At 69.2% G+C, this 21,790-nt stretch carries 27 protein-coding genes, 1 pseudogene and 1 riboswitch; of the genes and pseudogenes, 14 read left to right on the top strand and 14 right to left on the bottom strand.

Translation table 11 applies throughout. The annotated features are described in order from the left end of the window. Nucleotides 1–46: 46 nt before the first annotated feature. Entirely contained in the window at nucleotides 47–874 is an 828-nt protein-coding gene (gene sepH / locus QN239_RS06490) for a septation protein SepH (protein ID WP_499008814.1), read from the top strand. 38 nt (nucleotides 875–912) lie between these two features. On the opposite strand, the gene QN239_RS06485 is transcribed toward sepH, so the two are convergent. Genes QN239_RS06485 through QN239_RS06475 form a run of 3 tightly spaced genes read right to left on the bottom strand, consistent with a single transcriptional unit; the run spans nucleotide 913 to nucleotide 2,458 of the window. Further along, the gene (locus tag QN239_RS06485) at nucleotides 913–1,212 is read right to left on the bottom strand and encodes a DUF2537 domain-containing protein (protein ID WP_499008813.1); all 300 of its coding nucleotides are present in this window, start codon (nucleotides 1,210–1,212) and stop codon (nucleotides 913–915) included. Next, nucleotides 1,212–2,024, bottom strand: a complete 813-nt coding sequence (locus QN239_RS06480; protein WP_499016611.1) for a TrmH family RNA methyltransferase — start codon at nucleotides 2,022–2,024, stop codon at nucleotides 1,212–1,214. The genes QN239_RS06485 and QN239_RS06480 overlap by 1 nt, the downstream gene beginning before the upstream one ends. Next, a complete protein-coding gene (locus tag QN239_RS06475) occupies nucleotides 2,021–2,458 on the bottom strand; it encodes an Rv0880 family HTH-type transcriptional regulator (RefSeq protein ID WP_499008811.1) in 438 nt (145 codons plus the stop codon). The genes QN239_RS06480 and QN239_RS06475 overlap by 4 nt, the downstream gene beginning before the upstream one ends. A gap of 70 nt (nucleotides 2,459–2,528) precedes the next feature. Here QN239_RS06475 and QN239_RS06470 point away from each other — a divergent pair, with 70 nt between their 5' ends. Both QN239_RS06470 and QN239_RS06465 read left to right on the top strand, forming a co-directional pair. After that, the gene (locus QN239_RS06470; RefSeq protein ID WP_090354623.1) at nucleotides 2,529–2,789 is read left to right on the top strand and encodes a DUF2530 domain-containing protein; all 261 of its coding nucleotides are present in this window, start codon (nucleotides 2,529–2,531) and stop codon (nucleotides 2,787–2,789) included. Between the two features lie 14 nt (nucleotides 2,790–2,803). After that, complete coding sequence (locus tag QN239_RS06465) at nucleotides 2,804–3,268, top strand: SRPBCC family protein (RefSeq protein WP_499008809.1); 465 nt, start codon at nucleotides 2,804–2,806, stop codon at nucleotides 3,266–3,268. Here the strand turns inward: QN239_RS06465 and QN239_RS06460 are convergent. Then, nucleotides 3,265–4,071: a DUF3027 domain-containing protein gene (locus QN239_RS06460; RefSeq protein WP_499008806.1), complete on the bottom strand. Its 807-nt coding sequence runs from the start codon at nucleotides 4,069–4,071 to the stop codon at nucleotides 3,265–3,267. The two genes, QN239_RS06465 and QN239_RS06460, sit on opposite strands and share 4 nt — an antisense overlap. Before the next feature lie 151 nt (nucleotides 4,072–4,222). On the opposite strand from QN239_RS06460, the gene QN239_RS06455 reads away from it, so the two are divergent. Together QN239_RS06455 and QN239_RS06450 are read left to right on the top strand one after the other, a co-directional pair. Further along, complete coding sequence (locus tag QN239_RS06455) at nucleotides 4,223–5,806, top strand: MFS transporter (RefSeq protein ID WP_499008804.1); 1,584 nt, start codon at nucleotides 4,223–4,225, stop codon at nucleotides 5,804–5,806. Beyond that, nucleotides 5,803–6,291 (top strand): DUF2771 domain-containing protein, encoded by a 489-nt coding sequence (locus tag QN239_RS06450; RefSeq protein WP_187096973.1) that lies wholly within the window; start codon nucleotides 5,803–5,805, stop codon nucleotides 6,289–6,291. The genes QN239_RS06455 and QN239_RS06450 overlap by 4 nt, the downstream gene beginning before the upstream one ends. Here the strand turns inward: QN239_RS06450 and QN239_RS06445 are convergent. Beyond that, nucleotides 6,288–7,247 (bottom strand): glutathione S-transferase family protein, encoded by a 960-nt coding sequence (locus QN239_RS06445; protein WP_499008803.1) that lies wholly within the window; start codon nucleotides 7,245–7,247, stop codon nucleotides 6,288–6,290. The two genes, QN239_RS06450 and QN239_RS06445, sit on opposite strands and share 4 nt — an antisense overlap. Before the next feature lie 151 nt (nucleotides 7,248–7,398). On the opposite strand from QN239_RS06445, the gene QN239_RS06440 reads away from it, so the two are divergent. Beyond that, nucleotides 7,399–7,809: a putative endonuclease domain-containing protein gene (locus QN239_RS06440; protein WP_499008801.1), complete on the top strand. Its 411-nt coding sequence runs from the start codon at nucleotides 7,399–7,401 to the stop codon at nucleotides 7,807–7,809. A 33-nt stretch (nucleotides 7,810–7,842) separates the two neighbouring features. Here the strand turns inward: QN239_RS06440 and QN239_RS06435 are convergent, their stop codons facing one another. Continuing rightward, the gene (locus QN239_RS06435; RefSeq protein ID WP_090354612.1) at nucleotides 7,843–8,253 is read right to left on the bottom strand and encodes a cold-shock protein; all 411 of its coding nucleotides are present in this window, start codon (nucleotides 8,251–8,253) and stop codon (nucleotides 7,843–7,845) included. A 133-nt stretch (nucleotides 8,254–8,386) separates the two neighbouring features. On the opposite strand from QN239_RS06435, the gene QN239_RS06430 reads away from it, so the two are divergent. The 4 genes from QN239_RS06430 (at nucleotide 8,387) to QN239_RS06415 (ending at nucleotide 11,800) form a co-directional block, all read left to right on the top strand. Beyond that, nucleotides 8,387–8,782, top strand: a complete 396-nt coding sequence (locus QN239_RS06430; protein WP_499008800.1) for a YccF domain-containing protein — start codon at nucleotides 8,387–8,389, stop codon at nucleotides 8,780–8,782. Continuing rightward, nucleotides 8,779–9,828, top strand: a complete 1,050-nt coding sequence (gene moaA, locus QN239_RS06425) for a GTP 3',8-cyclase MoaA (RefSeq protein ID WP_499008798.1) — start codon at nucleotides 8,779–8,781, stop codon at nucleotides 9,826–9,828. Before QN239_RS06430 ends, moaA begins: the two co-directional genes overlap by 4 nt. A gap of 29 nt (nucleotides 9,829–9,857) precedes the next feature. Continuing rightward, on the top strand, nucleotides 9,858–10,106 hold the full coding sequence (locus QN239_RS06420) for a MoaD/ThiS family protein (RefSeq protein ID WP_276065241.1): 249 nt from the start codon (nucleotides 9,858–9,860) through the stop codon (nucleotides 10,104–10,106). A gap of 251 nt (nucleotides 10,107–10,357) precedes the next feature. Continuing rightward, nucleotides 10,358–10,528, top strand: a riboswitch (cyclic di-AMP (ydaO/yuaA leader). Between the two features lie 9 nt (nucleotides 10,529–10,537). Continuing rightward, entirely contained in the window at nucleotides 10,538–11,800 is a 1,263-nt protein-coding gene (locus tag QN239_RS06415; RefSeq protein WP_499008797.1) for a transglycosylase family protein, read from the top strand. Nucleotides 11,801–11,861: 61 nt separating this feature from the next. Here the strand turns inward: QN239_RS06415 and QN239_RS06410 are convergent, their stop codons facing one another. Genes QN239_RS06410 through QN239_RS06395 form a run of 4 tightly spaced genes read right to left on the bottom strand, consistent with a single transcriptional unit; the run spans nucleotide 11,862 to nucleotide 13,433 of the window. Beyond that, nucleotides 11,862–12,290 (bottom strand): molybdenum cofactor biosynthesis protein MoaE, encoded by a 429-nt coding sequence (locus QN239_RS06410; RefSeq protein ID WP_499008795.1) that lies wholly within the window; start codon nucleotides 12,288–12,290, stop codon nucleotides 11,862–11,864. After that, nucleotides 12,280–12,756 carry a MogA/MoaB family molybdenum cofactor biosynthesis protein gene (locus tag QN239_RS06405; RefSeq protein ID WP_499008793.1) on the bottom strand — a complete coding sequence of 159 codons (477 nt, stop codon included), beginning with the start codon at nucleotides 12,754–12,756 and terminating at the stop codon, nucleotides 12,280–12,282. The genes QN239_RS06410 and QN239_RS06405 overlap by 11 nt, the downstream gene beginning before the upstream one ends. A 13-nt stretch (nucleotides 12,757–12,769) precedes the next feature. Continuing rightward, entirely contained in the window at nucleotides 12,770–13,237 is a 468-nt protein-coding gene (moaC, locus tag QN239_RS06400) for a cyclic pyranopterin monophosphate synthase MoaC (RefSeq protein WP_499008791.1), read from the bottom strand. Nucleotides 13,238–13,241: 4 nt separating this feature from the next. After that, nucleotides 13,242–13,433 (bottom strand): hypothetical protein, encoded by a 192-nt coding sequence (locus QN239_RS06395; protein WP_090354602.1) that lies wholly within the window; start codon nucleotides 13,431–13,433, stop codon nucleotides 13,242–13,244. 84 nt (nucleotides 13,434–13,517) lie between these two features. On the opposite strand from QN239_RS06395, the gene QN239_RS06390 reads away from it, so the two are divergent. Together QN239_RS06390 and QN239_RS06385 are read left to right on the top strand one after the other, a co-directional pair. Next, on the top strand, nucleotides 13,518–15,791 hold the full coding sequence (locus tag QN239_RS06390; protein ID WP_499008789.1) for a helicase-associated domain-containing protein: 2,274 nt from the start codon (nucleotides 13,518–13,520) through the stop codon (nucleotides 15,789–15,791). 34 nt (nucleotides 15,792–15,825) lie between these two features. Continuing rightward, nucleotides 15,826–17,475 (top strand): DNA repair helicase XPB, encoded by a 1,650-nt coding sequence (locus QN239_RS06385; RefSeq protein WP_167165039.1) that lies wholly within the window; start codon nucleotides 15,826–15,828, stop codon nucleotides 17,473–17,475. On the opposite strand, the gene QN239_RS06380 is transcribed toward QN239_RS06385, so the two are convergent. Further along, the gene (locus tag QN239_RS06380; RefSeq protein WP_499008787.1) at nucleotides 17,472–17,951 is read right to left on the bottom strand and encodes a MarR family winged helix-turn-helix transcriptional regulator; all 480 of its coding nucleotides are present in this window, start codon (nucleotides 17,949–17,951) and stop codon (nucleotides 17,472–17,474) included. The genes QN239_RS06385 and QN239_RS06380 overlap by 4 nt on opposite strands. A gap of 82 nt (nucleotides 17,952–18,033) precedes the next feature. Between QN239_RS06380 and QN239_RS06375 the strand changes: the two genes are divergently transcribed. Continuing rightward, nucleotides 18,034–18,450: a DUF5313 domain-containing protein gene (locus tag QN239_RS06375; protein ID WP_499008786.1), complete on the top strand. Its 417-nt coding sequence runs from the start codon at nucleotides 18,034–18,036 to the stop codon at nucleotides 18,448–18,450. A 3-nt stretch (nucleotides 18,451–18,453) separates the two neighbouring features. On the opposite strand, the gene QN239_RS06370 is transcribed toward QN239_RS06375, so the two are convergent. Both QN239_RS06370 and QN239_RS06365 read right to left on the bottom strand, forming a co-directional pair. Next, nucleotides 18,454–18,798, bottom strand: coding sequence for a cupin domain-containing protein (locus tag QN239_RS06370; protein WP_499008784.1), 345 nt, complete (start codon nucleotides 18,796–18,798; stop codon nucleotides 18,454–18,456). A gap of 61 nt (nucleotides 18,799–18,859) precedes the next feature. Then, nucleotides 18,860–19,567 carry an SDR family oxidoreductase gene (locus QN239_RS06365; protein WP_499008782.1) on the bottom strand — a complete coding sequence of 236 codons (708 nt, stop codon included), beginning with the start codon at nucleotides 19,565–19,567 and terminating at the stop codon, nucleotides 18,860–18,862. 116 nt (nucleotides 19,568–19,683) lie between these two features. Between QN239_RS06365 and QN239_RS06360 the strand changes: the two are divergent. Beyond that, a pseudogene (locus QN239_RS06360) lies at nucleotides 19,684–20,754 on the top strand (YbfB/YjiJ family MFS transporter); the annotation flags it as partial. A 42-nt stretch (nucleotides 20,755–20,796) separates the two neighbouring features. On the opposite strand, the gene QN239_RS06355 reads toward QN239_RS06360, so the two are convergent. Beyond that, on the bottom strand, nucleotides 20,797–21,729 hold the full coding sequence (locus QN239_RS06355) for a LysR family transcriptional regulator (protein WP_499008781.1): 933 nt from the start codon (nucleotides 21,727–21,729) through the stop codon (nucleotides 20,797–20,799). Nucleotides 21,730–21,790 lie beyond the last annotated feature (61 nt).

The raw sequence follows: 21,790 nt of genomic DNA, 5'->3' as shown, positions 1-21,790 counted from the left end.
CGGTAACGGACAGATAACGCTGTAGGGTGCGCGGGAGGAGGTCAGTATGCGTGAACTCAAGGTCGTCGGGCTCGACGTGGACGGCAAGAGGCTGATCTGCGAGGGCGCCGACGCGAGCGACAAGTTCGTCATCAAGGTCGACAACCGGTTGCGCGCCGCCGTCCGTGGGGACAAGGCCACCTCCAACCAAACTCAGATCGAGGTCGAGGTGTCGACGACGTTGCGTCCCAAGGAGATTCAGTCCCGCATCCGTGCGGGCGCCTCCGTCGAGCAGGTCGCGGCCATCACCGGCGCCGATATCGAGCGCGTGCAGCGGTTCGCTCACCCCGTGCTCTTGGAGCGGGCCCGCGCGGCGGAGCTGGCCACCGCGGCGCATCCGATCCTGGCCGACGGTCCGGCGGTGTTGACCCTGCTGGAGACGGTCACCTCCGCCCTGATCTCGCGCGGCCTGGATCCCGATGCCACCACCTGGGATGCCTGGCGCAACGAGGACGGTCGCTGGACCGTGCAGCTGGCCTGGACGGCCGGCCTGTCGGACAACACCGCGCACTTCCGGTTCACCCCGGGCTCGCACGGCGGCACCGTGACGGCCTTCGACGAGCGGGCCGCCGAGCTGATCGAGCCGAACTTCACCCGCCAGCTGCGCACGGTCGCGCCGGTGGCTCAGCTGGAATTCGAAGCGGTGCCTGCTCCCGCGCCGGTGACTGCTCCGGAGCCGGTGGCGGCACCCGCGCCCGCGACGATGGCGGAGCCGACACCCGAACCTGCACCCGCGGCGCCCGCAGCCAAGCCCGCACGTAACCGCAAAGCCCGCGCCACGGTCCCGGCGTGGGAGGACGTGCTGCTCGGCGTGCGCTCCGGCACGCAGCGCTGAGCCGGTTCCCTCCGGTCAGAGCGAAGGAGCGTTCGCGCTCAGCGGCTGGCGAGCAGCGCGAGCAGGGTCACCCAGCCGGCGGCCACGCCCACCGCTGAACCCAGCACGAACCAGCGCCATACCGGGCGGGAACGCCAGCCCCACACCGTGGGAGCCAGGCCACCCACCGCCACCAGGTTCAACCCGACGGTGAGCAGTGGGTGCACCCGCGTCAACCCCACGCTCAGCACGATGATGGCCGCGGCGGTCAGGGCGGCGACGAACCCGGCGACGGTCAGACCGGTGCCCCAGGGCACGCCCGCTCCGCGCGCATGCGATCGCGTCGTGTCACCCGACATCACGCCAGCCTAGCCCGCTCGTAGAAGGCCAACGCGGCAGCCGTGGCGACGTTGAGCGAATCGGTGCCGCGCGCCATCGGGATGCGCACCCGGACGTCGGCGGCCCGCATCGTGTGCTCGGCCAAGCCCGGCCCTTCGGCACCGACCAGGATCGCGACCTTGTCGCCCACCAGGCCGCTCATGGCCGCGGCCAGCGTGTCGGCGGCCGGATTCGGGGTCATGGCCAGCACCCGGAAACCGTTGTCCCGCAAGGTGTCCAGCTCGCGAGGCCAGGACGGCGCCCAGGCGTAGGGCACCAGCAACGCGTGCCCCATCGACACGCGCACCGCGCGCCGGTAGAGCGGATCGGCACAGCCGGTGCCGAACAGCACCGCATCCACGTCCAGGCCCGCCGCGTTGCGGAAGATCGAGCCCAGGTTCTCGTGGTCGTTCACGCCTTCCAACACCGCGATGGTGCGGGCACCGTCGAGCACCTCGGCCACCGACAGTTCGGGCGGGCGCGGGGCCGCCGCGAGCACACCACGGTTGAGATGGAAGCCGATCGCCTGGGCCATCACCTCGGCGTCGGCCCGGTAATAGGGCACGTCCACGTCCGTCAGATCGGCCGCCAGTTCCCGCAGCCTGCGATCAGTGCCCAGCAGTGCCCGCGGGGTGAACCGGGAGGCGAGCATGCGCTGCACCACCAGCACGCCCTCGGCGATCACCAGTCCCTTGCCGCTGGGCAGATCCGGCCTGCGGTCGACACTGTTGAGATCGCGAAAATCGTCCAGCCGCGGATCGGCCGGATCCACGATGTCGATGATGTCGGTCAGGTCGCCGAACCTTCGTCGACGATGGCCAGCATCAGGTCGGCGGCCTCCAGGAGCGTCTGGCGCTGTTCGGGGGTCAGCGCATCCAGCCGCTGTTGCAGCCATTCCCGGCTGGCCTTGCGCTCGGCCTCGATCAGGTCGGTGCCGGCCCGCGAGACGGACACCAGGACCTGCCGGCGGTCGGCGGGATGCGCGGTGCGGTCCACGAAGCCGAGATCGACCAGCGACGCGATCACCCGGGTCATCGACGGCGGGCGGACACGCTCGCGGATGGCCAGAGCGCCGGGGGTCATCGGCCCTTCCTTGGCCACCGTGGCCAGCGCCGAGAGCTGCGACAGCGACACCGGTGAGTCCGGCCGGCGGAACCGCAACTGCCGGGCCAACCTGATCACGGCCAGCGACAGATCGCTCGACAACCTTGAGTCGACGTCCGTCACAGGGCAAGACAATACCCAGAGGCCATCCGGGAGGTCGGGAGGCTACGTCGGGAGGCTAGGTTGTGAGGCGATGGCAGAAAACACGGCCGACCCGATCGAACCGCCCGCGCTGCCGGCCAGACTCCTCGAACCGGTGCCGGTCATCGTCGCGATCGCGGCCGGCTGGCTGATCGCCGTGCTGCTGGCCTTCACCGTGCCCGCCCTGCACACCTGGCGGCCGATCACCCTCGCCGGGCTCGGCGTCGGAGTGCTCGGTACCTCGATCTTCCTGTGGCAGCTGCGCTCCGCCCGTCGCGGCGACCGCGGCGCACAGCGCGGCCTCGTCAACTGAATCGAAGGAGCACAGTGCCGTCCAGACAGGGATCCCCGCTACTGCAGGCTCAGATCGACATCCACGCCCCGGTGCCGCAGGTGTGGGCGCTGATCTCGGATCTGCGCCGGATGCCGCAGTGGAGCCCGCAGTGCCGCGCGATGTTGGTGCTCGGACGCACGCGCGTCGGCGCCAAGGCGATCAACCTCAACCGCCGCAACAAGACGTTCTGGCCGACGACGTGCACCGTCACCGAGATCGTCCCGCAGCGCAAGCTGGCCTTCCGGGTCGACTTCAACGCCATGGTGTGGAGCTATGAGCTCGAACCGATCGAGGGCGGCACCCGGGTGGTGGAGACCCGCCGGGCACCCGAGGGCTTCAAGACGGTCCCCACCCTGCTGGTCGACAAGATGATGGGCGGGGTGCCCAGCTTCGAGCAGGAACTCGTCGCCGGGATGAACGAATCGCTGCGGCGGATCAAGACCGCCGCGGAGCGTTAGGACCCGTCCGCGGGACGTTCGGCGACGTCCAGCACGCCGTCGTCGTACGGATCGAACAGCGGCGAGCCAGTGCCGGCGGGAACCGGGGTGTCCGAGTGCGCGCCGCAGCCGTACTCGCCGTCGACCACCCGGCCGTCGGCGGACATCTCGTTTCCACAGACACCGAACACGGTGCCCAGCGAACCGGCCAGCGGCAGATAGAACCCGCATTCACGGCACACCCGCCGGGTGGCGCGGGCCATCGCCGAGTCGGGGCCGAACTCGCCGTCGTGCCAGCGCTGCGCCGCGTCGAGCCTGCCCTCCAGGCTGAGCACCTGACGGCGGCCCAGGCCGACCTCACCGGCCAGTTCGTCGAGCTCCTCGTCACCGCTGGACAGATAGCCGGGCACCAGTCGCGGGTCGTCGGCAGGTGGGGCCAGCAGGTCACCGGGACTCAGGTCGCCCGGGCGGACGCGCTCCTCCCACGGCACCCACTGGGGCGCCAGCAGCGCGGTGGGACCGGGCACCAGCACCACTTCGCTGATGGTGACGTGGTCGGCGCCGGGATACCCGGCCACCACGACCGCCCACTGCCAGCCCTGGTAGCCGGTCAGCACGGCGAGGAAGCGGTGCGTCGCGGCGGCCGGGTCCTCGAATGCCGAGCCCAGATACTCGCCCACGGCGTCGGCGCCGCTGAACTCCTCGATCGCCGCGCGCGCGGCGTCGACCGCACCGAGCAGCAAGGCTTCGAGCGCAGGTGACCGTTCCGCCTGTGGCTCGACCTGTTCGGTGACTTCGGCGACCGTGTCCGTTCCTGTGTCCATCGATCGCAATTATTGCCTGACCATGCCCACCAGAGCCACACCGGTCGCCTTCCCACGGCAGCCGTCGCGGTAAGGGACAATCGAAGTCGTGCCTTCCCGGGACCCCCGATACCACCCACCGCGGCCGCCGTCGGACGGTGAGCACCCCGGCATGGCGAACTATCCGAGCGACGGTGGCGCAGGTTCCAACGGCCGGCGGCAGCACCCGCCGTCCGGGCCGAGCGCCAACAGGTGGCTGCCGCCGCTGGACGAGGACACGCCCCGGCGCCACACCGATCCGCAGCCCCGGACCCGTTCGGGCGTCGGCGCGGCGGCAGGCGAGAAGGTGACCGTCACCCGCGCCGCCGCCCAGCGCAGCCGGGAAATGGGCAACAAGATGTACGACCTGGTGCACCGGGCCGCCACCGCCGACGGCGCCGACAAGTCCGGGCTGACGGCACTGACGTGGCCGGTGGTGGCCAGCTCGGCAGTGGACGCCGCGATGGCGGTGGCACTGGCCAACACGCTGTTCTTCGCGGCGGCCTCCGGCGAGAGCAAGGGCAAGGTGGCGCTGTATCTGCTCATCACCATCGCCCCGTTCGCGGTGATCGCCCCGCTGATCGGTCCTGCGCTGGACCGCCTGCAGCACGGTCGCCGGGTGGCACTGGCCATGTCGTTCGCGCTGCGCACCGTGCTCGCGGTGGTGTTGATAGCCAATTACGACGGCGCCACCGGCAGCTATCCCTCCTGGGTGCTGTACCCGTGCGCGCTGGGAATGATGGTGCTGTCCAAGAGTTTCTCGGTGCTGCGCAGTGCGGTGACCCCGCGGGTGCTGCCACCGACGATCGATCTGGTGCGGGTGAACTCCCGGCTCACCATGTTCAGCCTGCTGGGCGGGACGATGGCGGGCGGGGCGATCGCCGCCGGCGCCGAATACCTGCTCAACATGGCCGAACTGCCCGGCGCGCTGTACGTGCTGGTGACGGTCACCGTGGCCGGCGCGGTGCTGTCCATGCGGATTCCCAAATGGGTCGAGGTAACCGCCGGTGAGGTACCGACCACCCTGAGCTACCACGGCGGCGGCACCGAGGCGTTGCGCCGGCCGGCCACACAACGGCAACCCTTGGGCCGCAACATCATCACCTCGCTGTGGGGCAACTGCACCATCAAGGCGATGGTCGGATTCCTGTTCCTCTACCCGGCGTTCGTGGCGAAATCGCACGGCGACGGTGGCTGGGAGCAACTGCGCATCCTCGGGCTGATCGGCGCGGCGGCCGGAATCGGTAACTTCGTCGGGAACTTCACCGCGGCCCGGCTCAAACTCGGCAGGCCCTCGCTTCTGGTGACCCGGGCCGCCATCGCGGTCACCGTGATGGCCCTGGCCGCCGCCGTGTTCGGGAATCTGCTGGTGGCCGCCCTGGCCACCCTGGTGACCTCGGGCGCCAGCGCGATCGCGAAGGCATCGCTGGACGCGTCCCTTCAGGACGACCTGCCCGAGAAGTCGCGGGCATCGGCGTTCGGCCGCTCGGAGTCGCTGTTGCAGCTGGCCTGGGTGCTCGGCGGGGCGACCGGGGTGCTCATCTATCCGCAGCTGTGGATCGGGTTCACTACGATCACCGCCGTGCTGATTATCGGTTTGGCCCAGACACTGGTGAGCTACAACGGCGGATCCCTGATACCCGGCTTCGGCGGCAATCGCCCGGTGCTCGCCGCAACCGAAGGCGGCCCGGTGGCCGCTTCGTCGGGACGCCGATGAAGCGCGTACTCGCTGCCCTGCTGGCGGTGGCGCTGTTGGCGTCGGCGGGCACCGGACTGCTGGTGTGGCAGCTGAGCCGGCACGACGGCACCGGGCTTCCGGAGATCAGCGCCTATTCGCACGGCGAGTCGGTGCGCGTCGGCCCCTACCGGTATTGCCAGGTGCTCGATCTGGACAACTGCGAAATTCCGCAGACCACAGGTAGTTTGGCGGTGAATTCGCGCAACCCGCTGCAGCTGTCGGTGCCGTCGGCGATCGCGCGGGCGCCGTGGTGGCTGATCCGCGCCTACGAGGACGCGCCGTCGCCGGTCGTCTCGGAGTTCCGGCCGGGCACCACTTTGGCGGTCACCATCCCCACCGTCGACGCGCGATTCGGCAAGCTCACCGGGATCGCGGTCCAGGTGCCCACCCTGGTGCGCGATGAGGCGGGCAATGAGTTCCCGCTGCCGCACGCCGAATGGTCGGTGCGCACCGTCTGGAACTAGACCGGCGGGGTCCCATCGCCAAAAGGTCTGCCGCCCAGGACTTCCCGACCGTGCGGCGTGTTCCAGCCGGAGAGGTCGGGCCCCTTCGGCACGATCTGGGTGGGGTTGATGTCCTTGTGCACGACGTAGTAGTGCTTCTTGATCTGATCGAAGTCGATGGTGTCGCCGAAACCGGGCGTCTGGAACAGGTCGCGGGCGTACGCCCACAGCACGGGCATCTCGGTCAGCTTGGACCTGTTGCACTTGAAATGCCCGTGGTAGACGGGATCGAAGCGGGCCAGCGTGGTGAACAACCGGACGTCCGCCTCGGTCAGCGTGTCACCCACCAGATACCTTTGTGCGCTTAACCTTTCGGATACCCAGTCCAATGCGGTGAACAGCCGGTCATAGGCGGCGTCGTACGCCTGCTGGGAGCCGGCGAAGCCACACCGGTACACGCCGTTGTTGATCTCGGTATAGATGCGCCTCGCGACGTCGTCGATCTCGTCACGCAACGGTTCCGGATACAGCTGCGGCGCCCCGGCGCGGTGGTAGGCGGTCCATTCGGTGGAGAAGTCCAGCGTGATCTGGGCGAAATCGTTGGTCACGACGGCGCCGGTCGGCACGTCCACGATCGCCGGCACCGTGATGCCCTTGGGGTAGTTCGGGTCACGCTTGAAGTACGCGTCCTGCAGGCGTGGGATCTGCAGGACCGGGTCGACTCCGCCGGGATCCAGATCGAAGGTCCAGCTGCGCGCATCGTGGGTGGGCCCGCAGTAGCCGATGGACAAGGCGTCCTCCAGCCCCAACAGGCGCCGCACGATGATGGCGCGGTTGGCCCACGGGCACGCCCGCGCCACGATCAGCCGGTAGCGTCCCGGCTCCACCGGGAAACCGTCGCGGCCGTCCGCGGTGATGCGGGTGGTGATGTAGTTGGTGTCGCGGTTGAACTCCCCCTGCGGGCTGACATAGGCCATGGCCCCAGTGTTCCCCGTCGAGCGTCGAAAACACGTCGGCCATCCACAAATTTGTCGATGCACGGAACCGCGTGGAGCCCCGGAGGGTCCAACAAGTGGGGACGTTCTGGAGTGGCCCTTCGTCGGCTCGGAGGCGCGCGCCGCCGGCCTGGTGACCGATCACCGCCTGCGGACCGCCTACGTCGCCGTCCACCGCAATGTCTATGTGCCACGCGAGGTCGCACTCGATGCCAAGGACAAGGCGGTGGCGGCATGGCTGTGGTCGGGCCGGCGTGGCGTCGTGGCCGGGCTCTCGGCGGCCGCGCTGCTCGGCTCCCGCTGGATCGACGGACACCTGCCCGCCGAGCTGAACAGGCCGTCGCGCGACAAGGCCAACGGGATAGTGCTGCACAGCGACGCGTTGGCGCCGCGCGATGTCGATCGCATGGCCGAGCTGACCGCACTGGGTTGGAGCGTGGTGCGCGTCAGCGGGGAGATGCTGCGCGACCGACCTCACGTGATCGTGCAACGTGTGAGCGCAGCGCTACGCGAACGTGGACTTGTCGTCGAAGAAACCCGTTAGGAGCGACGAAAACTCGACGTTCGCGGAGAAGAACTACGCGTCGAGTTCGCGGGCGACGGCCTTGACGACCTCGGACACCCGGCGGGCGACCTTACGGTCGGGGTACTTACCCTTGCGCAGCTCGGGCTGGATGGTGCTCTCCAGCAGGGTGATGAGGTCACCGACCATGCCGTGCAGCTCGTCGGGGGTGTGCTTGTGCTCGACGGTGACAGCCTCGCGGCGCGTCTTGGCCAGGCTCGGCGGCGGGTCGATCAGCTTGACCTGCAGCGCCTGCGGGCCTCGGCGACCGGCAGCAAGCCCGAACTCGACCTTCTGCCCGGCCTTGAGACCCTCGACACCCGCGGGCAGCGCCGAAGACCGGACATAGACGTCCTCGCCGTCCTCCTGGGACAGGAAGCCGAAGCCCTTCTCGGCGTCGTACCACTTAACCTTGCCCGTCGGCACCGCTGTTCACCCGCTCGTCTCTAGATCACATAAGTAATGCGTCCCGCCTGCGCAGGACGCAATGTAGGAGGATCTTATCCAATTCCCGGGTCGCCGCGCTCATGGGTAGTCTGATGTGACCGCTGGAGGAGACATGCGCCTGATCCTGAATATCGTCTGGTTGATCTTCGGTGGGTTGTGGCTGGCCCTGGGCTACCTGCTGGCCGCCATCATCTGTTTCGTCCTCATCATCACGATCCCGTTCGGGTTCGCGTCGCTGCGTATCGCCCTGTACGCGCTGTGGCCGTTCGGGTACACCGTCGTCGACAAACCTGGCGTGCGCCCCGGCGCCCTGATCGGCAACATCATCTGGATCATCGTGGCCGGAATCTGGTTGGCCATCGGGCATCTGGTGAGCGCCGTCGCCATGGCCATCACCATCATCGGCATTCCGCTGGCGCTGGCCAATCTCAAGATGATCCCCGTGTCGCTGATGCCACTGGGCAAGGAGATCGTGCCGGTCGACGAACCACGACGGGTGACCGGATGACGCTGACCGATCTCGGCGTGCCCGCCCTCCGCATCAGCCGCCCGGCGCCCACCGCGGGCCCATTGATCGACACCTTCGGCCGCATCGCCACCGACCTGCGCGTATCGCTGACCGACCGCTGCAATCTGCGCTGCACCTACTGCATGCCGGCCGAGGGGCTGGACTGGCTGCCGGGCAGTCAGCTGCTCAGCGCCGCCGAACTGAGCCGTCTGCTGCGGATCGGCATCACCCGGCTGGGCATCACCAACGTCCGGTTCACCGGAGGCGAGCCGCTGGTCTCACGAAATCTGGAAGAGGTCATCGCCGCGGCTGCGGCCCTGCGGCCCCGCCCCCAGATCGCGATGACGACGAATGGGATCGGACTGGCCGCCCGGGCCGCCGGGCTGAAGCGGGCCGGCCTGGACCGGGTCAACGTCTCCTTGGACACCGTCGACGCGACGCACTTCGCCCAGATCACCCGCCGCGACCGCCTCGATGACGTGCTGGCCGGGCTGGCCGGGGCCGCGGCAGCCGGGCTGGCCCCGGTCAAGGTCAATGCCGTGCTGGACCCGCGGACCGGTCTCGACGATGTGGTGCCGCTGCTGCGCTTCTGCCTGGAGCACGAGTATCAGCTGCGGATCATCGAGCAGATGCCGCTGGACGCGGGCCATGAGTGGAGCCGGGACCGGGCGATCGGCGCCGACGCGGTACTGGACACGTTGCGCCGGTACTTCGACCTCCGGCCGGATCCGGCCCCGCGGGGTTCGGCGCCGGCCGCTCTGTGGCGCGTCGACGGCAGTGCGGCCACCGTCGGGATCATCGCGTCGGTCTCGGAGGCTTTCTGCGGGGCCTGCGACCGGACCCGGCTGACCGCCGACGGTCAGATCCGCAACTGCCTGTTCTCGACCGCCGAGACCGATCTGCGCGGACTGCTCCGCGGGGGTGCCGATGACGAGGAGATCGAGACCGCGTGGCGGCAGGCGATGTGGGTCAAGGCGGCCGGGCACGGCATCAACGACCCCGGTTTCGTCCAGCCGTCGCGGCCGATGAGCGCGATCGGCGGCTAGCCGTGACACCGTCCGCTGACGGCTCACCGATGACGGTCACCGTGCGATATTTCGCCGCCGCACGGGCCGCTGCCGGAATCGAGACCGAAACGTTGCAGCTGCAAAAAGAATTGACGCTCGCAGCTCTCGTACAGCAACTCTCGTCCAGGAGTCCAGAGTTGGCCAAAGTGCTGGCACGCTGCTCTTTCCTGTGCGACGAGGTCGCCGTGCGCGATCTCGAACGGCCGCTCCGAACAAACCAAACCGTCGATGTGTTACCCCCGTTCGCGGGCGGATAGTCGTGATTTGCATCACATAACGAAACGGTCACAACGAGGCCAACCCGAGGTTCTGCGCCGAAAACACCTGCGAAAACGCCCGAGCGGCCTGCGCCTTTAAAGTCCTCATAAGATTTGCTGCCTGTGAAAACGCCGAAAACGCATCGAAGTGACGCATGCCCGGCGAACCGATACCGTCTTGTCCCAAGCCATTTGACCTATATCGAGTGGCCCGCTGTGCCCACTACGCCGAGCTCCATCCACCGGGCACTGCCACCAACGAACCAAACCTTGGATGGAGGCGGGGGACCCACCGGTCCGCCGAAAGCAGACCAGGGCTCACGAGCCCTTGGGGTGAAGCCGGCGTCGGAAACGACGCAGGCCGGACAACCTCTCCAGTCCGAACCCGACAGCTGACCTCGCAGGCGTTCACGAGAGGACTGTCTTTACGTATGAGTGGACGGCACCGTAAGCCCACGTCAACCTCAGTCAGCGTTGCCAAGATCGCCGTCACCGGCGCTGTTCTCGGTGGCGGGAGCCTCGCCCTTGCCGGCCATGCCGGTGCCGCCACAGACGGTGAATGGGACCAGGTCGCCCGCTGCGAATCCGGCGGCAACTGGGCCATCAACACCGGCAACGGCTACCAGGGCGGCCTGCAGTTCTCGCCGGGCACCTGGGCCGGCCACGGCGGCGGTGAGTACGCCCCGGCCGCCCATATGGCCACCAAGGACGAGCAGATCGCGGTCGCCGAGCGCGTGCTCGCCACCCAGGGCAAGGGTGCCTGGCCCGTCTGCGGGCGCGGCCTGTCCGCCTCGACGCCGCGCAACGTGCTCGCTGAGCCCGCTCCCCCGCAGGCACTGGACAACCCGCTCGTCAACGGTGAGCTGCCGCCGCCGCCCGCGCCTGAGTCGGCCCCCTTCGATGCGCTCTCCGCGCCGCTGCCCGAGGCTCCGCCTCCGCCGCCCGCGCCCGAACCGCTGCCGCCAGCCCCCGACGTCATCCCCGCCGTCCCCGTCGATGCAGTGAGCCCCGCGCCGGCCGATCTGCCGCCCGCACCGCTCGATGCACCTGCACCTGCACCCGTCGACGCCGCACCGCTGGACGCGCCGGCGCCGCCGGCCCCGGCCCCGGCCGACATCGTCAACGTCGACAATGTGGTTCCCGCCCCGGCACCGGTCGATCCTGCCGCGCAGCCGGCGATCCAGGCCGCCAGCTGGGATGCCGCACCGGCACCTGCCGATCAGCCTCAGGTGTGGGCACTGCACGGCGCCCCGATGCCGCTCGACCCGGTCCTGCCGGCACCGGCCCCCGCCCCGGCGCCCGCTCCGGTCGCCGCGCCCGATCCGCTGGCCCCGCTCGGTGCCGTCAATGTCCCGCAGCCGGCCTACGACGTCGCCAACCAGGCGATCTCGGGCCAGCTTCCGGTGCCGGCCGAGGGTGTGCCGCACCTGATCAGCCCGGACAACCTGCCGCCGGGATCGACCATGGATCCCAATGCCGACGGCAACGAGAGCCCGAATGTCAGCTACCTGCGGCAGCTGTGGCACGCCGTGCAGAACCAGGACATCACCGGTAAGGACGCACTGATCGCGATCACCACACAGCGGTCGATGAACAGCCCGATCCCGGACGAGATCCCGGCCCCGCCGAACGCCCCGGCGCCGGCGGCACCCGCCCCGGCCGATCCGGCGCCCGCGGTCCTGCCGACGCCCTGACGACGCTTTCACGACAATGGCTGTATTCCGCTGAGGAATACAGCCATTCGTCGTTCCGGGCTCAGGCCGAGTTGACCCACTCGTCGGTCCCGTCGCCGAAGAACTGGTGCTTCCACACCGGCAGCCGGGCCTTCACGCGCTCCACCAGCAGCGCACACGTCTGGAACGCGGCGCCCCGATGGTCGGCGGCGACGGCGACGGTCAACGCAGCATCGCCGATGTGCAGCACACCGATGCGATGGCTCACCGCGACCGCCCGCACCCCCTGGGCCTCGCCGGCCACCTCTTCGACCACCTCGGTCAGCGTCTGCAGGGCCGACGGGTGCGCGGAATACTCCAGCCGGGTGACCGAGCGACCGCCGTCGTGATCGCGCACCACACCGGAGAAGCCGACCACCGCCCCGGCCGCCTCATGGGCGACCAGCGCCTCGTGTTCGGGCAGTGAGATCAGGTCCTCGGTGAGCGCGACGCGGACGATCTCAGCGGGCATGGTCACCACCGCGCAGTTGGTCCAGCGCGTGCTCCAGGACCCCGTCCAGCACGCCCAGCCCGTCTTTCACACCACCGGTGGAACCTGGCAGGTTGACGATCAGGACCCCGTCGCGCACGCCGCACACACCCCGCGAGAGCACCGAGGTCGGCACGTGCGGCAGTCCGGAACGGCGGATGGCATCGGCCAGGCCGGGGATCTGGTAGTCGACGATGTTCGCCGTGGCATCTGCGGTGCGGTCGGTCGGCGAGATGCCGGTGCCCCCGGAGGTGAGCACCACGTCGACGCGCGCCCCGACCGCGGCGAACAGGGCGCGACTGACCGCGACCCCGTCGGCGACCACCACGGGCGGCGGGACCTCGAATCCGCGGGCGGTGAGCCAGTCCACGATCACCGGTCCGCTGCGGTCCTCATAGACGCCGGCGGACGCGCGGGTGGACGCCACGATGACCTGGGCCGTTCTCATCGTGTCGCCGTCGTCATCGTGTCCACGTACCCGTCTTGCCGCCCTCTTTGTGCACCACCTGAATCCCGTCGATGCGGGCGGCCCGGTCGACGGCCTTGATCATGTCGTACAGGGTCAGCGCGGCCACGCTCACCGCGGTCAGCGCTTCCATCTCGACGCCGGTGCGGTCGGTGGTACGGACGGTGGCGGTGATGGTCACCTCGGTGCTGCCGATGGTGAAGTCGACGTCCACACCCGTGAGGGCCAGCTGGTGGCACAGCGGGATCAGGTCACTGGTGCGTTTGGCGGCGAGAATGCCGGCGACCCGGGCCGTGGCCAGGGCGTCGCCCTTGGGCAGCCCGCCGCCGGCGATGAGCTCGATGACATCGGCACGGGTCTGCACCGTGCCGACGGCCACGGCGGTGCGCTTCGTCGCATCCTTGGCCGTGACGTCGACCATGTGGGCGGCGCCCGACTCGTCGAGGTGCGAGAGCCCGCTCACCTGACTACTTGTTGATGACGGTGACCGAGTGCAAAAACGGCAGATCCTCGGCCGGCAGCGGGAAGGTCACATCGCCGAACGGCGAGAGGGCACCCACGCGGTCGGTGGCGAGCTCACTGACGGCGTGCTCGCCGTCGGCAACCTCGGGCCAGCCATTGTCGACGTACTGGTTCTTCTTGTCAGCCACGACTGCCATTGTGGCAGGTACTGCGCGCCGGAGCGAGACCGGTGGCCGTCTCACCGCTCGGCCCCGCAGGAAGCTGCTTTACGCTGGTCAGCGATGAGCCAACACGGAGGGACCGGGGGATCGATGCCGACCGTGCCCCTGGGTGTCTGGTTGGCCGACCTTCCCGACGACCGTCTGATTCGTCTGCTGGAGTTGCGACCCGACCTCACCCAGCCGCCACCGGGCACGATCGCGGCGCTCGCGGCCCGCGCCCAGGCCCGCCAGTCGGTGAAAGCCGCCACCGACGCGCTGGATTTCCTGCATCTGGCGGTGCTCGACGCGATGCTCGCACTGCAGGCCGACGCCGGACCGGTCCGACCCGAGGCGGTCGTGGAGTTCCTCGGCTCCCGGGCCAACGCCAACGAGGTGCAGGCCGCGCTGACCGACCTCACGGACCGCGCGCTGGTGTGGGGCACGGACGCCCTGCGCGTGACACCCGAGGTGGCCTCCGGTCTGCCGTGGTTTCCCGGACAGGCCAGCCAGGCCGAGCCCGATCTGGATCCGGCGACGATCACGGCACTGCTGGCCGGTATCGACGAACCCCAGCGCGAGCTGCTGGTCCGGTTGTCGGAGGGCTCGCCGGTGGGGCGCACCCGCGACGCGGCGCCCAGTACGCCCGCCGACCGGCCGGTGCAACGCCTACTCGCCGCCGGGCTGTTGCACCGCATCGACACCGACACGGTGATCCTGCCCCGGCTGGTCGCGCAGGTGCTGCGCGGCGAACTGCCAGGTCCGGTCGGGCTGCACCGCCCGGATCCCACCGTGCACAAGACCAAGCAGGCCGACGCCGACTCGGTGGCCGCCGGCGCGGCGATCGATCTGCTCCGCGAGATCGACCTGGTACTCGAAACACTCTCGGCCACACCGATTTCCGAGCTGCGGGCCGGCGGTCTCGGGGTACGCGACGTCAAACGGCTGACCAAGCTGACGGGTATCGACGAACAGCGACTGGGCCTGATCCTCGACATCGCGGCCGGGGCGGGCCTGATCGCCTCCGGAGTACCCGATCCACTTCCGCCGGACGGCAGCGCCCCGTACTGGGCCCCGACGGTGGCCGCCGACCGCTTCCTGGAAGCCACCACCGCCGCCCGCTGGCAGTTGATCGCCGCCACCTGGCTGGACCTGCCGTCGCGGCCGGGGCTGGTGGGCACCCGCGGTCCGGACGGCAAACCCTACGGTGCGCTCTCCGATGCGTTGTACTCCACCGCAGCACCGCTGGATCGACGGCTGCTCCTGGCCACCCTGGCCGAGCTGAAGCCGGGCGCCGGGGTGGACGCCGCCTCGGCGGCCGGCGCCATGATCTGGCACCGTCCGCGCTGGGGCGCCCGGCTGCAGCTCGAGCCCGTCACCGACCTGCTGCGCGAGGCGCACGCGGTGGGCGTGGTGGGGCGCGGTGCCATCGCCACCCCGGCGCGGGTGCTGCTCGCCGGCGGCACCGACGACGAGGTCGTCGCCGCGATGGACAAGGCGCTGCCCGCACCGCTCGACCACTTCCTGCTGCAGGCCGATCTCACGGTGGTGGTGCCCGGTCCGCTGCAACGGGACCTGGCCGAGCAACTGGGCGCGGTGGCCACCGTCGAATCGGCGGGTGCGGCGATGGTCTACCGGATCAGCGAGGCGTCCATCCGGCACGCCCTGGACTCCGGGCGTACCGCCAGCGAGCTGCACGCGTTCTTCGAACGGCATTCGAAAACTCCTGTGCCCCAAGGTTTGACCTACCTGATCGACGATGTGGCCCGCCGGCACGGGCAGCTTCGGGTCGGGATGGCCGCATCCTTCGTGCGGTGTGAGGACCCCGCGCTGCTCGCCCAGGCGGTGGCCAGCCCGGCCACCGAGTCACTGGAACTGCGCGTGCTGGCGCCGACGGTGGCGGTCTCGCAGGCACAGATCGGCGATGTGCTGGCGGCCCTGCGCGCCGCCGGCTTCGTCCCGGCGGCCGAGGATTCCTCCGGTGCCGTCGTCGATATCAGCGTCCGCGGCGCCAGGGTGCCCGTGCAGGGCCGGCGCCGGACGTACCGACCGCTGAGCGCACCCGCGGCGCAGACGCTCGCCGCGATCGTCGCCGTGCTGCGCAAGGTGTCCACCGCGCCCGCCGCAGGGCAGCGTCTGGACCCCGCCGGGTTGATCGCGCAGCTGCAGCAGGCCGCGCTCAACCAGCAGCCGGTGGTGATGGGTTATGTCGACCCGGCCGGGGTGGCGACCCAGCGGGTGGTCGAGCCGATCAACATCCGCGGCGGCCAGCTGACCGCCTTCGATCCGGCCGCCGGACGGGTCCGCGAGTTCGCGATCCATCGCGTGACGTCCGTGGTGTCGGCAGACCCTGGATAATGGACGGGATGATCTCCGCGCATGAAGGCCGCTCATGACTGACGGCCCCTTGATCGTGCAGTCCGACAAAACGGTGCTGCTCGAAGTCGACCACGAGCTCGCCGGCGCAGCCCGCGCGGCCATCGCGCCGTTCGCCGAGCTCGAACGTGCCCCTGAACACATCCACACCTACCGCATCACCCCGCTCGCGCTGTGGAATGCGCGCGCGGCCGGACATGACGCCGAGCAGGTGGTCGACGCGCTGGTGAGCTTCTCCCGGTACGCGGTACCGCAACCGCTGTTGGTGGACATCGTCGACACCATGGCCCGGTACGGCCGGCTGCAGCTGGTCAAGCATCCGGCGCACGGCCTGACCCTGGTCAGCTTCGACCGCGCAGTGCTCGAAGAGGTACTGCGGCACAAGAAGATCGCCCCGATGCTGGGCGCACGCCTCGACGACGACACCGTCGTCGTGCACGGCAGCGAACGCGGGCGGGTCAAGCAGATGCTGCTCAAGATCGGTTGGCCGGCCGAGGATCTCGCCGGTTACGTGGACGGTGAGGCGCATCCCATCACCCTGGAGCAGGACGGCTGGGAGCTGCGCGACTACCAGGAGATGGCCGCGGACTCGTTCTGGGCCGGCGGCTCCGGTGTGGTGGTGCTGCCGTGCGGTGCCGGTAAGACGCTGGTGGGCGCCGCGGCGATGGCCAAGGCCGGGGCGACGACGTTGATCCTGGTCACCAACACCGTCGCCGGGCGGCAGTGGAAGCGCGAGCTGATCGCACGAACCTCCTTGACCGAGAACGAGATCGGCGAATACTCGGGCGAACGCAAGGAGATCCGGCCGGTCACCATCGCGACGTATCAGGTGATCACCCGCCGCACCAAGGGCGAGTACAAGCACCTCGAGCTGTTCGACAGCCGTGACTGGGGTCTGATCATCTACGACGAGGTGCACCTGCTGCCCGCGCCGGTCTTCCGGATGACCGCGGACCTGCAGTCGCGCCGCCGACTGGGACTGACCGCCACGCTGATTCGCGAGGACGGCCGGGAGGGCGATGTGTTCAGCCTGATCGGCCCGAAACGCTATGACGCACCGTGGAAGGACATCGAGGCCCAGGGCTGGATCGCGCCCGCCGAATGCATCGAGGTGCGGGTCACCATGACCGACAACGAGCGGATGCTCTACGCGACGGCCGAACCCGAGGAGCGGTACAAACTCTGCTCTACGGCGCACACCAAGATCGCCGTGGTGAAGTCGATCCTGGAACGCCACCCGAAAGAACCCACCCTGGTCATCGGCGCCTACCTGGACCAGCTCGACGAGCTCGGTGCGGAACTGAACGCCCCGGTGATCCAGGGTTCGACCAAGAACGCCGAGCGCGAGGCGTTGTTCGACCAGTTCCGCCGGGGTGAGATACGGACACTGGTGGTCAGCAAGGTGGCGAACTTCTCCATCGACCTACCGGAAGCATCTGTGGCCGTTCAGGTTTCGGGCACCTTCGGGTCCCGACAGGAGGAGGCGCAACGACTGGGCCGGTTGCTGCGGCCGAAGGCCGACGGCGGCGGCGCGGTGTTCTACTCGGTGGTCTCCCGCGACAGCCTGGATGCCGAGTACGCCGCGCACCGGCAGCGCTTCCTGGCCGAGCAGGGCTACGGCTACATCATCAAGGACGCCGACGACCTGTTGGGACCGGCGATCTAGGCGTCCAGCGCGCCCGCGGCCACCGCTGCCGCGTTGATCCGGGTGAGCACCTTGTGTAGGTGCTCCAGTTCGGCGAGATCGACACCGAGGCGGGCGACCACGGCGGGCGGGATGTCGAGCGCCCGACGCCGTAATGCACGACCGTCCGCCGTGAGCTCGACGTGGGTGGTGCGCTCATCGGCACTGCTGCGGGTGCGGGTGACCAGCCCCAGCGCCTCGAGCCGTTTGAGCATGGGCGAGATGGTGGCCGGTTCCAGCTGCAGAAGAGCGGCGATCTGCTTGACCGACAAGGGAACCCCCTCGGCGTTGGCGTTGTCCCAGAGCGCCAGCATCACCAGGTACTGGGGATGGGTGAGGCCGAGCGGTTCCAGCAGTGGACGGTAGACCGCGAGCACGGCCCGGTTGGTCACCGCCAGCGCGAAGCACACCTGACGCTCCAGGGCGAGGGGATCGACTTCTTCGGTCATGGTGGCCATGGACACAGTGTACTACTTGATTAGCGCCCTAATCATTAGTGTACTATCTAAGTACTACCCGGCACCGACCGTAGGAGCCACGATGACCGCGTCCCAGCCCACCACGTTGCAGTACCTCGCGTACGCCTATGGGCGACGCCTGCCCGACTCGATGCGGGAATGGGTGGCCGACGACCTGACCGGCCCGGGCGCGATCCGGCGGCACATGATCCGGTACTCGATTCCACCGCTGTTCGTCCTGGCCCCCCTGTGGCTGCTGCCGGCGTCGCTGTACGTGCATCTCGAGATGACGGTGCCCATCTATTTCTGGGCCGTGGTGATGGCGTTCGTACTCAACAAGATCTGGCGCAGACACCGCCTCGCTCAGCACGGCCTCGACCCCAACCTGGTCGACTCGGCCAACCGCGAGCGCAACGCCCGCCTGCACGAGGACTACGCCCGCCGCTTCGGTCCCCGCCCCGAATCGGCGAAGTGGCAGTCCAACTCAAGTCCGTTCTGATTCTCAGACGTGCGGCCCGACGGGCTTGACGACGGTCAGCAGCACCGCCGAGTCCGCCAGCGCGTCTAGGCGGTGCCGGGTCCGCGGGATGACGAGGTGATCGCCGGGCGACCCCTCCCAGCTCGCCTCGGCATTACTGAGCCGAACCCGGCCTTCGATCACGTGCAGGGTGGCCTCCCCCGGGCTCTCGTGCTCATCGAGACCGTGCCCCTCGGTCAGCGCGATGAGGGTCTGCCGCAGGGCGTGCTCGTGGCCGCCGTACACGGTGTGTGCACTGCGACCGCTGCCGGCGGCGCGGGCTGAGGCCAGTTCTTGGCGGGCAAGGGCCGTCAATGAGATCTTCTCCATGAGACCCGATGCTTCCACTTCCGGGCCGTCCGCAATCCGAGAAGCCGCAGTTGGACCGAACTCAGGCCCGAGATGACGGTGCGACGCCTTCGCCGCCCCTCGCATCGGACAGCGCCGCTTTGGCGTTGCGCGAGATGTCGTCGGCGATGATCTCCGGCGCCCCGTCGAGCAATCCGTCCACGGCCAGCCGGGCGACCACCGCGGGATCGGTCTTCTGATCGGCCGGGATGTAGGTGACCATATCGGTGTCCATATAGCCGACGTGCAGGGCTGACACGCTCACCCCGCGCGGGGCCAGCTCTTCGCGTACCGCGTCGGTGAGCGCCCAGGCCGCCGCCTTCGCCGAGGCGTAGGCACCCGAGGTGTGCGGATGCAGCCAGGACAGCACCGACAACACATTCAAGATGGCGCCACCGCCGTTGCCTTCGATGATCGGAGCGAATGCACGGATCACGTTGAGCGTGCCGAAGTAGTGGGTCTCCATTTCCAGCCGCACATCCTCGATCGGCCCGGTGAGCAGATTGGCCCGGGTGGACACCCCGGCGTTGTTCACCAGCACCGTGACATCGGCGGCTATCCGGGCGGCTCGGCGTACCGATGCCGGGTCGGTGATATCCAGCTGGATCGGGATGACGCCGGGCAGGTCGACGGTCTCGGGCCGCCGCGCCGCGGCGTACACCTTCGCACCACGTGCGACCAATTCGATGGCGAGCCGTTTGCCGAGCCCGCGGTTGGCGCCGGTGACCAGCGCCGTGATTTTCTCAGTCATAGCGCGCACAACGCCTGCGCCGCCGGGCTCGGTACCTGACCGTTGCGAGGAATCTCCTTCCAGCTGCGAGCACACCGATCCTGGCCGGGGGTGCGCACCGTGCCGACGATGAAACGATGCGACGACATCTGCACACGTCGGTACTGCCCACCGCCGCGGCCCTGGCGGCGGCCATGGGGGTCGGCCGGTTCGTCTACACCCCGATCCTGCCGATGATGACCGCCCAGACCGGGCTGACCGCCCACTCCGGCGGGCATCTGGCGACCGCCAACTACCTCGGCTACCTGGGTGGGGCCGTCGCGACGATGTTGTCTCCGCGGTTGGCCCGTTCCGGGCCGGCGTGCCGGGCCGCACTGGTGGCGATCGTCGCAAGCATGGCAGCAATGCCGTTGACGCTCAACCTTTTTGCATGGCTGACCCTGCGTACCCTGGCCGGCTTCGCCAGTGCGGTGGTGTTCGTCATCGCGGTCAACACCCTGATGGAACGGCTCCCGGAGAAAGCCGGCTGGGGGTTCGGCGGGGTGGGCGCGGGGATCGCATTGTCGGCGGTGCTGGTGCTCGCACTACCCGCGCACACGGGCTGGCGTACGGCATGGTGGTCGGCGGCCGCGCTGGCCGCGATACTCGGTGCGCTCGGCGTGCTGGTGCACCCGCAACCAGTGACCGCGACGGCCGCCACCGCGCGGGCGCGGGCGCATCGGGGCTCCGCCGACTCCCCGGTCGCTTCGCTCCTGGCCGCCGGCAGGGCGGGCAGCACTCGCTTCCTGCTCCTGTTCACCGGCTACACCCTGGAGGGCATCGGCTACATCATCGCCGGCACCTTCCTGGTAGCGGCGGTGGCACAACACTCCCCCGGCGCCCTGGGCAGCAGCGTCTGGCTGGTGGTGGGTCTGGCTGTCATCCCGTCGGCCGCCCTGTGGGCTCGGCTCGGCAAGCGGCACGGGCAGCCGGTCATGCTCACCGTGGCACTGGCGCTGCAGGCCGCCGGGATCGCGCTGGCCGGTCAGGGCAGCGTGGCCGCCAGCCTGACCGGCGCCCTGCTGTTCGGGGGCACCTTCATCGGGGTGAGCACACTGGCGATGGCCGAAGGCAGGTTGCTCGGTGTCCGCGGCGCGGTGGCCGTGCTGACCGCCGGCTACTCCGTCGGCCAAATCCTGGGGCCGCTGCTGGTGGCCCCGCTGCTCGACGGCGGCTACCGGCCCGCACTGTTCGCGTCGGCGTTCATCGTGTCACTGGCCGCGCTGGCGACCGCTGCGGTATGGATCATCGGCCGGAAGCCACGCGTCAGCGTCGAGCACTCCCAAACCGCCTGTATCACGTGTGAATTCGTCGATGACGGCGTGGACGATCGGATTGGATTCGCCCCGGCGCCACACCAGTGACCACGTCCACACCGGGGTGGGTCCCACCACCGGCCGGCGCACCAGATCGCGCGGCTGCACGTCGTTCTGCCCTTTGGGATTGTTCAGCACGGGCCTGCCCAGGTTGCGCACATGCTCGAAGAACGTCGGCCCGGTGACTCCGCCGTCATCGGTGCGCATCACCCGGGCCCCGGTATCGGCGGCGAACTGCTCGGCGTAGCGGTTCCAGGACGACCAGCTCGCGGTGTCCGTATCGACCAGCACGACGGTGTCCTTGGCCGATACCGGCGATTCGTCGCTGCCCGGACACAGGGCGTAGAGCCGATCGACGCCCACCAATCTGGCCTCCAGCGACAGCGCAACGAGGTCGGCGCCCTGCACCCAGCAGATCGCCAGATCCAGGCTGCCTTCGGCCACCCGGGCCGCCTGGGTGTGCGACGGCATCACCCAGGTGTCCACCCGAAGCTGCACCACCCCCGCGGCCCGTTCGGCCCAGCCGACCGGGCACCAGTTGACATAGCCGATGCGCACGGGATCGGAGACCACCAATCCCGCTGCACTCCTGCGTAATTCGTCGGCCTGCTCGATCAGTGCCCGCGCACCGGGCAACAGCGCGGCCCCTGCCGCGGTGAGCGCAACCGAACGCCGATCCCGGTCGAACAACTGGATCTTGAGCTCACGTTCGAGCACCTTGATCTGCTGTGACAACGACGGACCCGCGATGCGCAGCCGCTCGGCGGCGCGGCCGAAATTCAACTCCTCGGCCACGGTGACGAAGTACCGCAATTGGCGCAGCTCCACCGGAGAAAGCCTAGTAGGCACACACTTGCACCAGGGAGGATTACCGTCCCGCCGAGACGGC

The sequence above is a fragment of the Mycolicibacterium sp. Y3 genome (genome assembly GCF_051188035.1).
Lineage (GTDB): Bacteria > Actinomycetota > Actinomycetes > Mycobacteriales > Mycobacteriaceae > Mycobacterium > Mycobacterium fluoranthenivorans.
The sequence above is the reverse complement of the archived record's forward strand: the minus strand, read 5'-3'. Positions and strand labels throughout refer to the sequence as shown.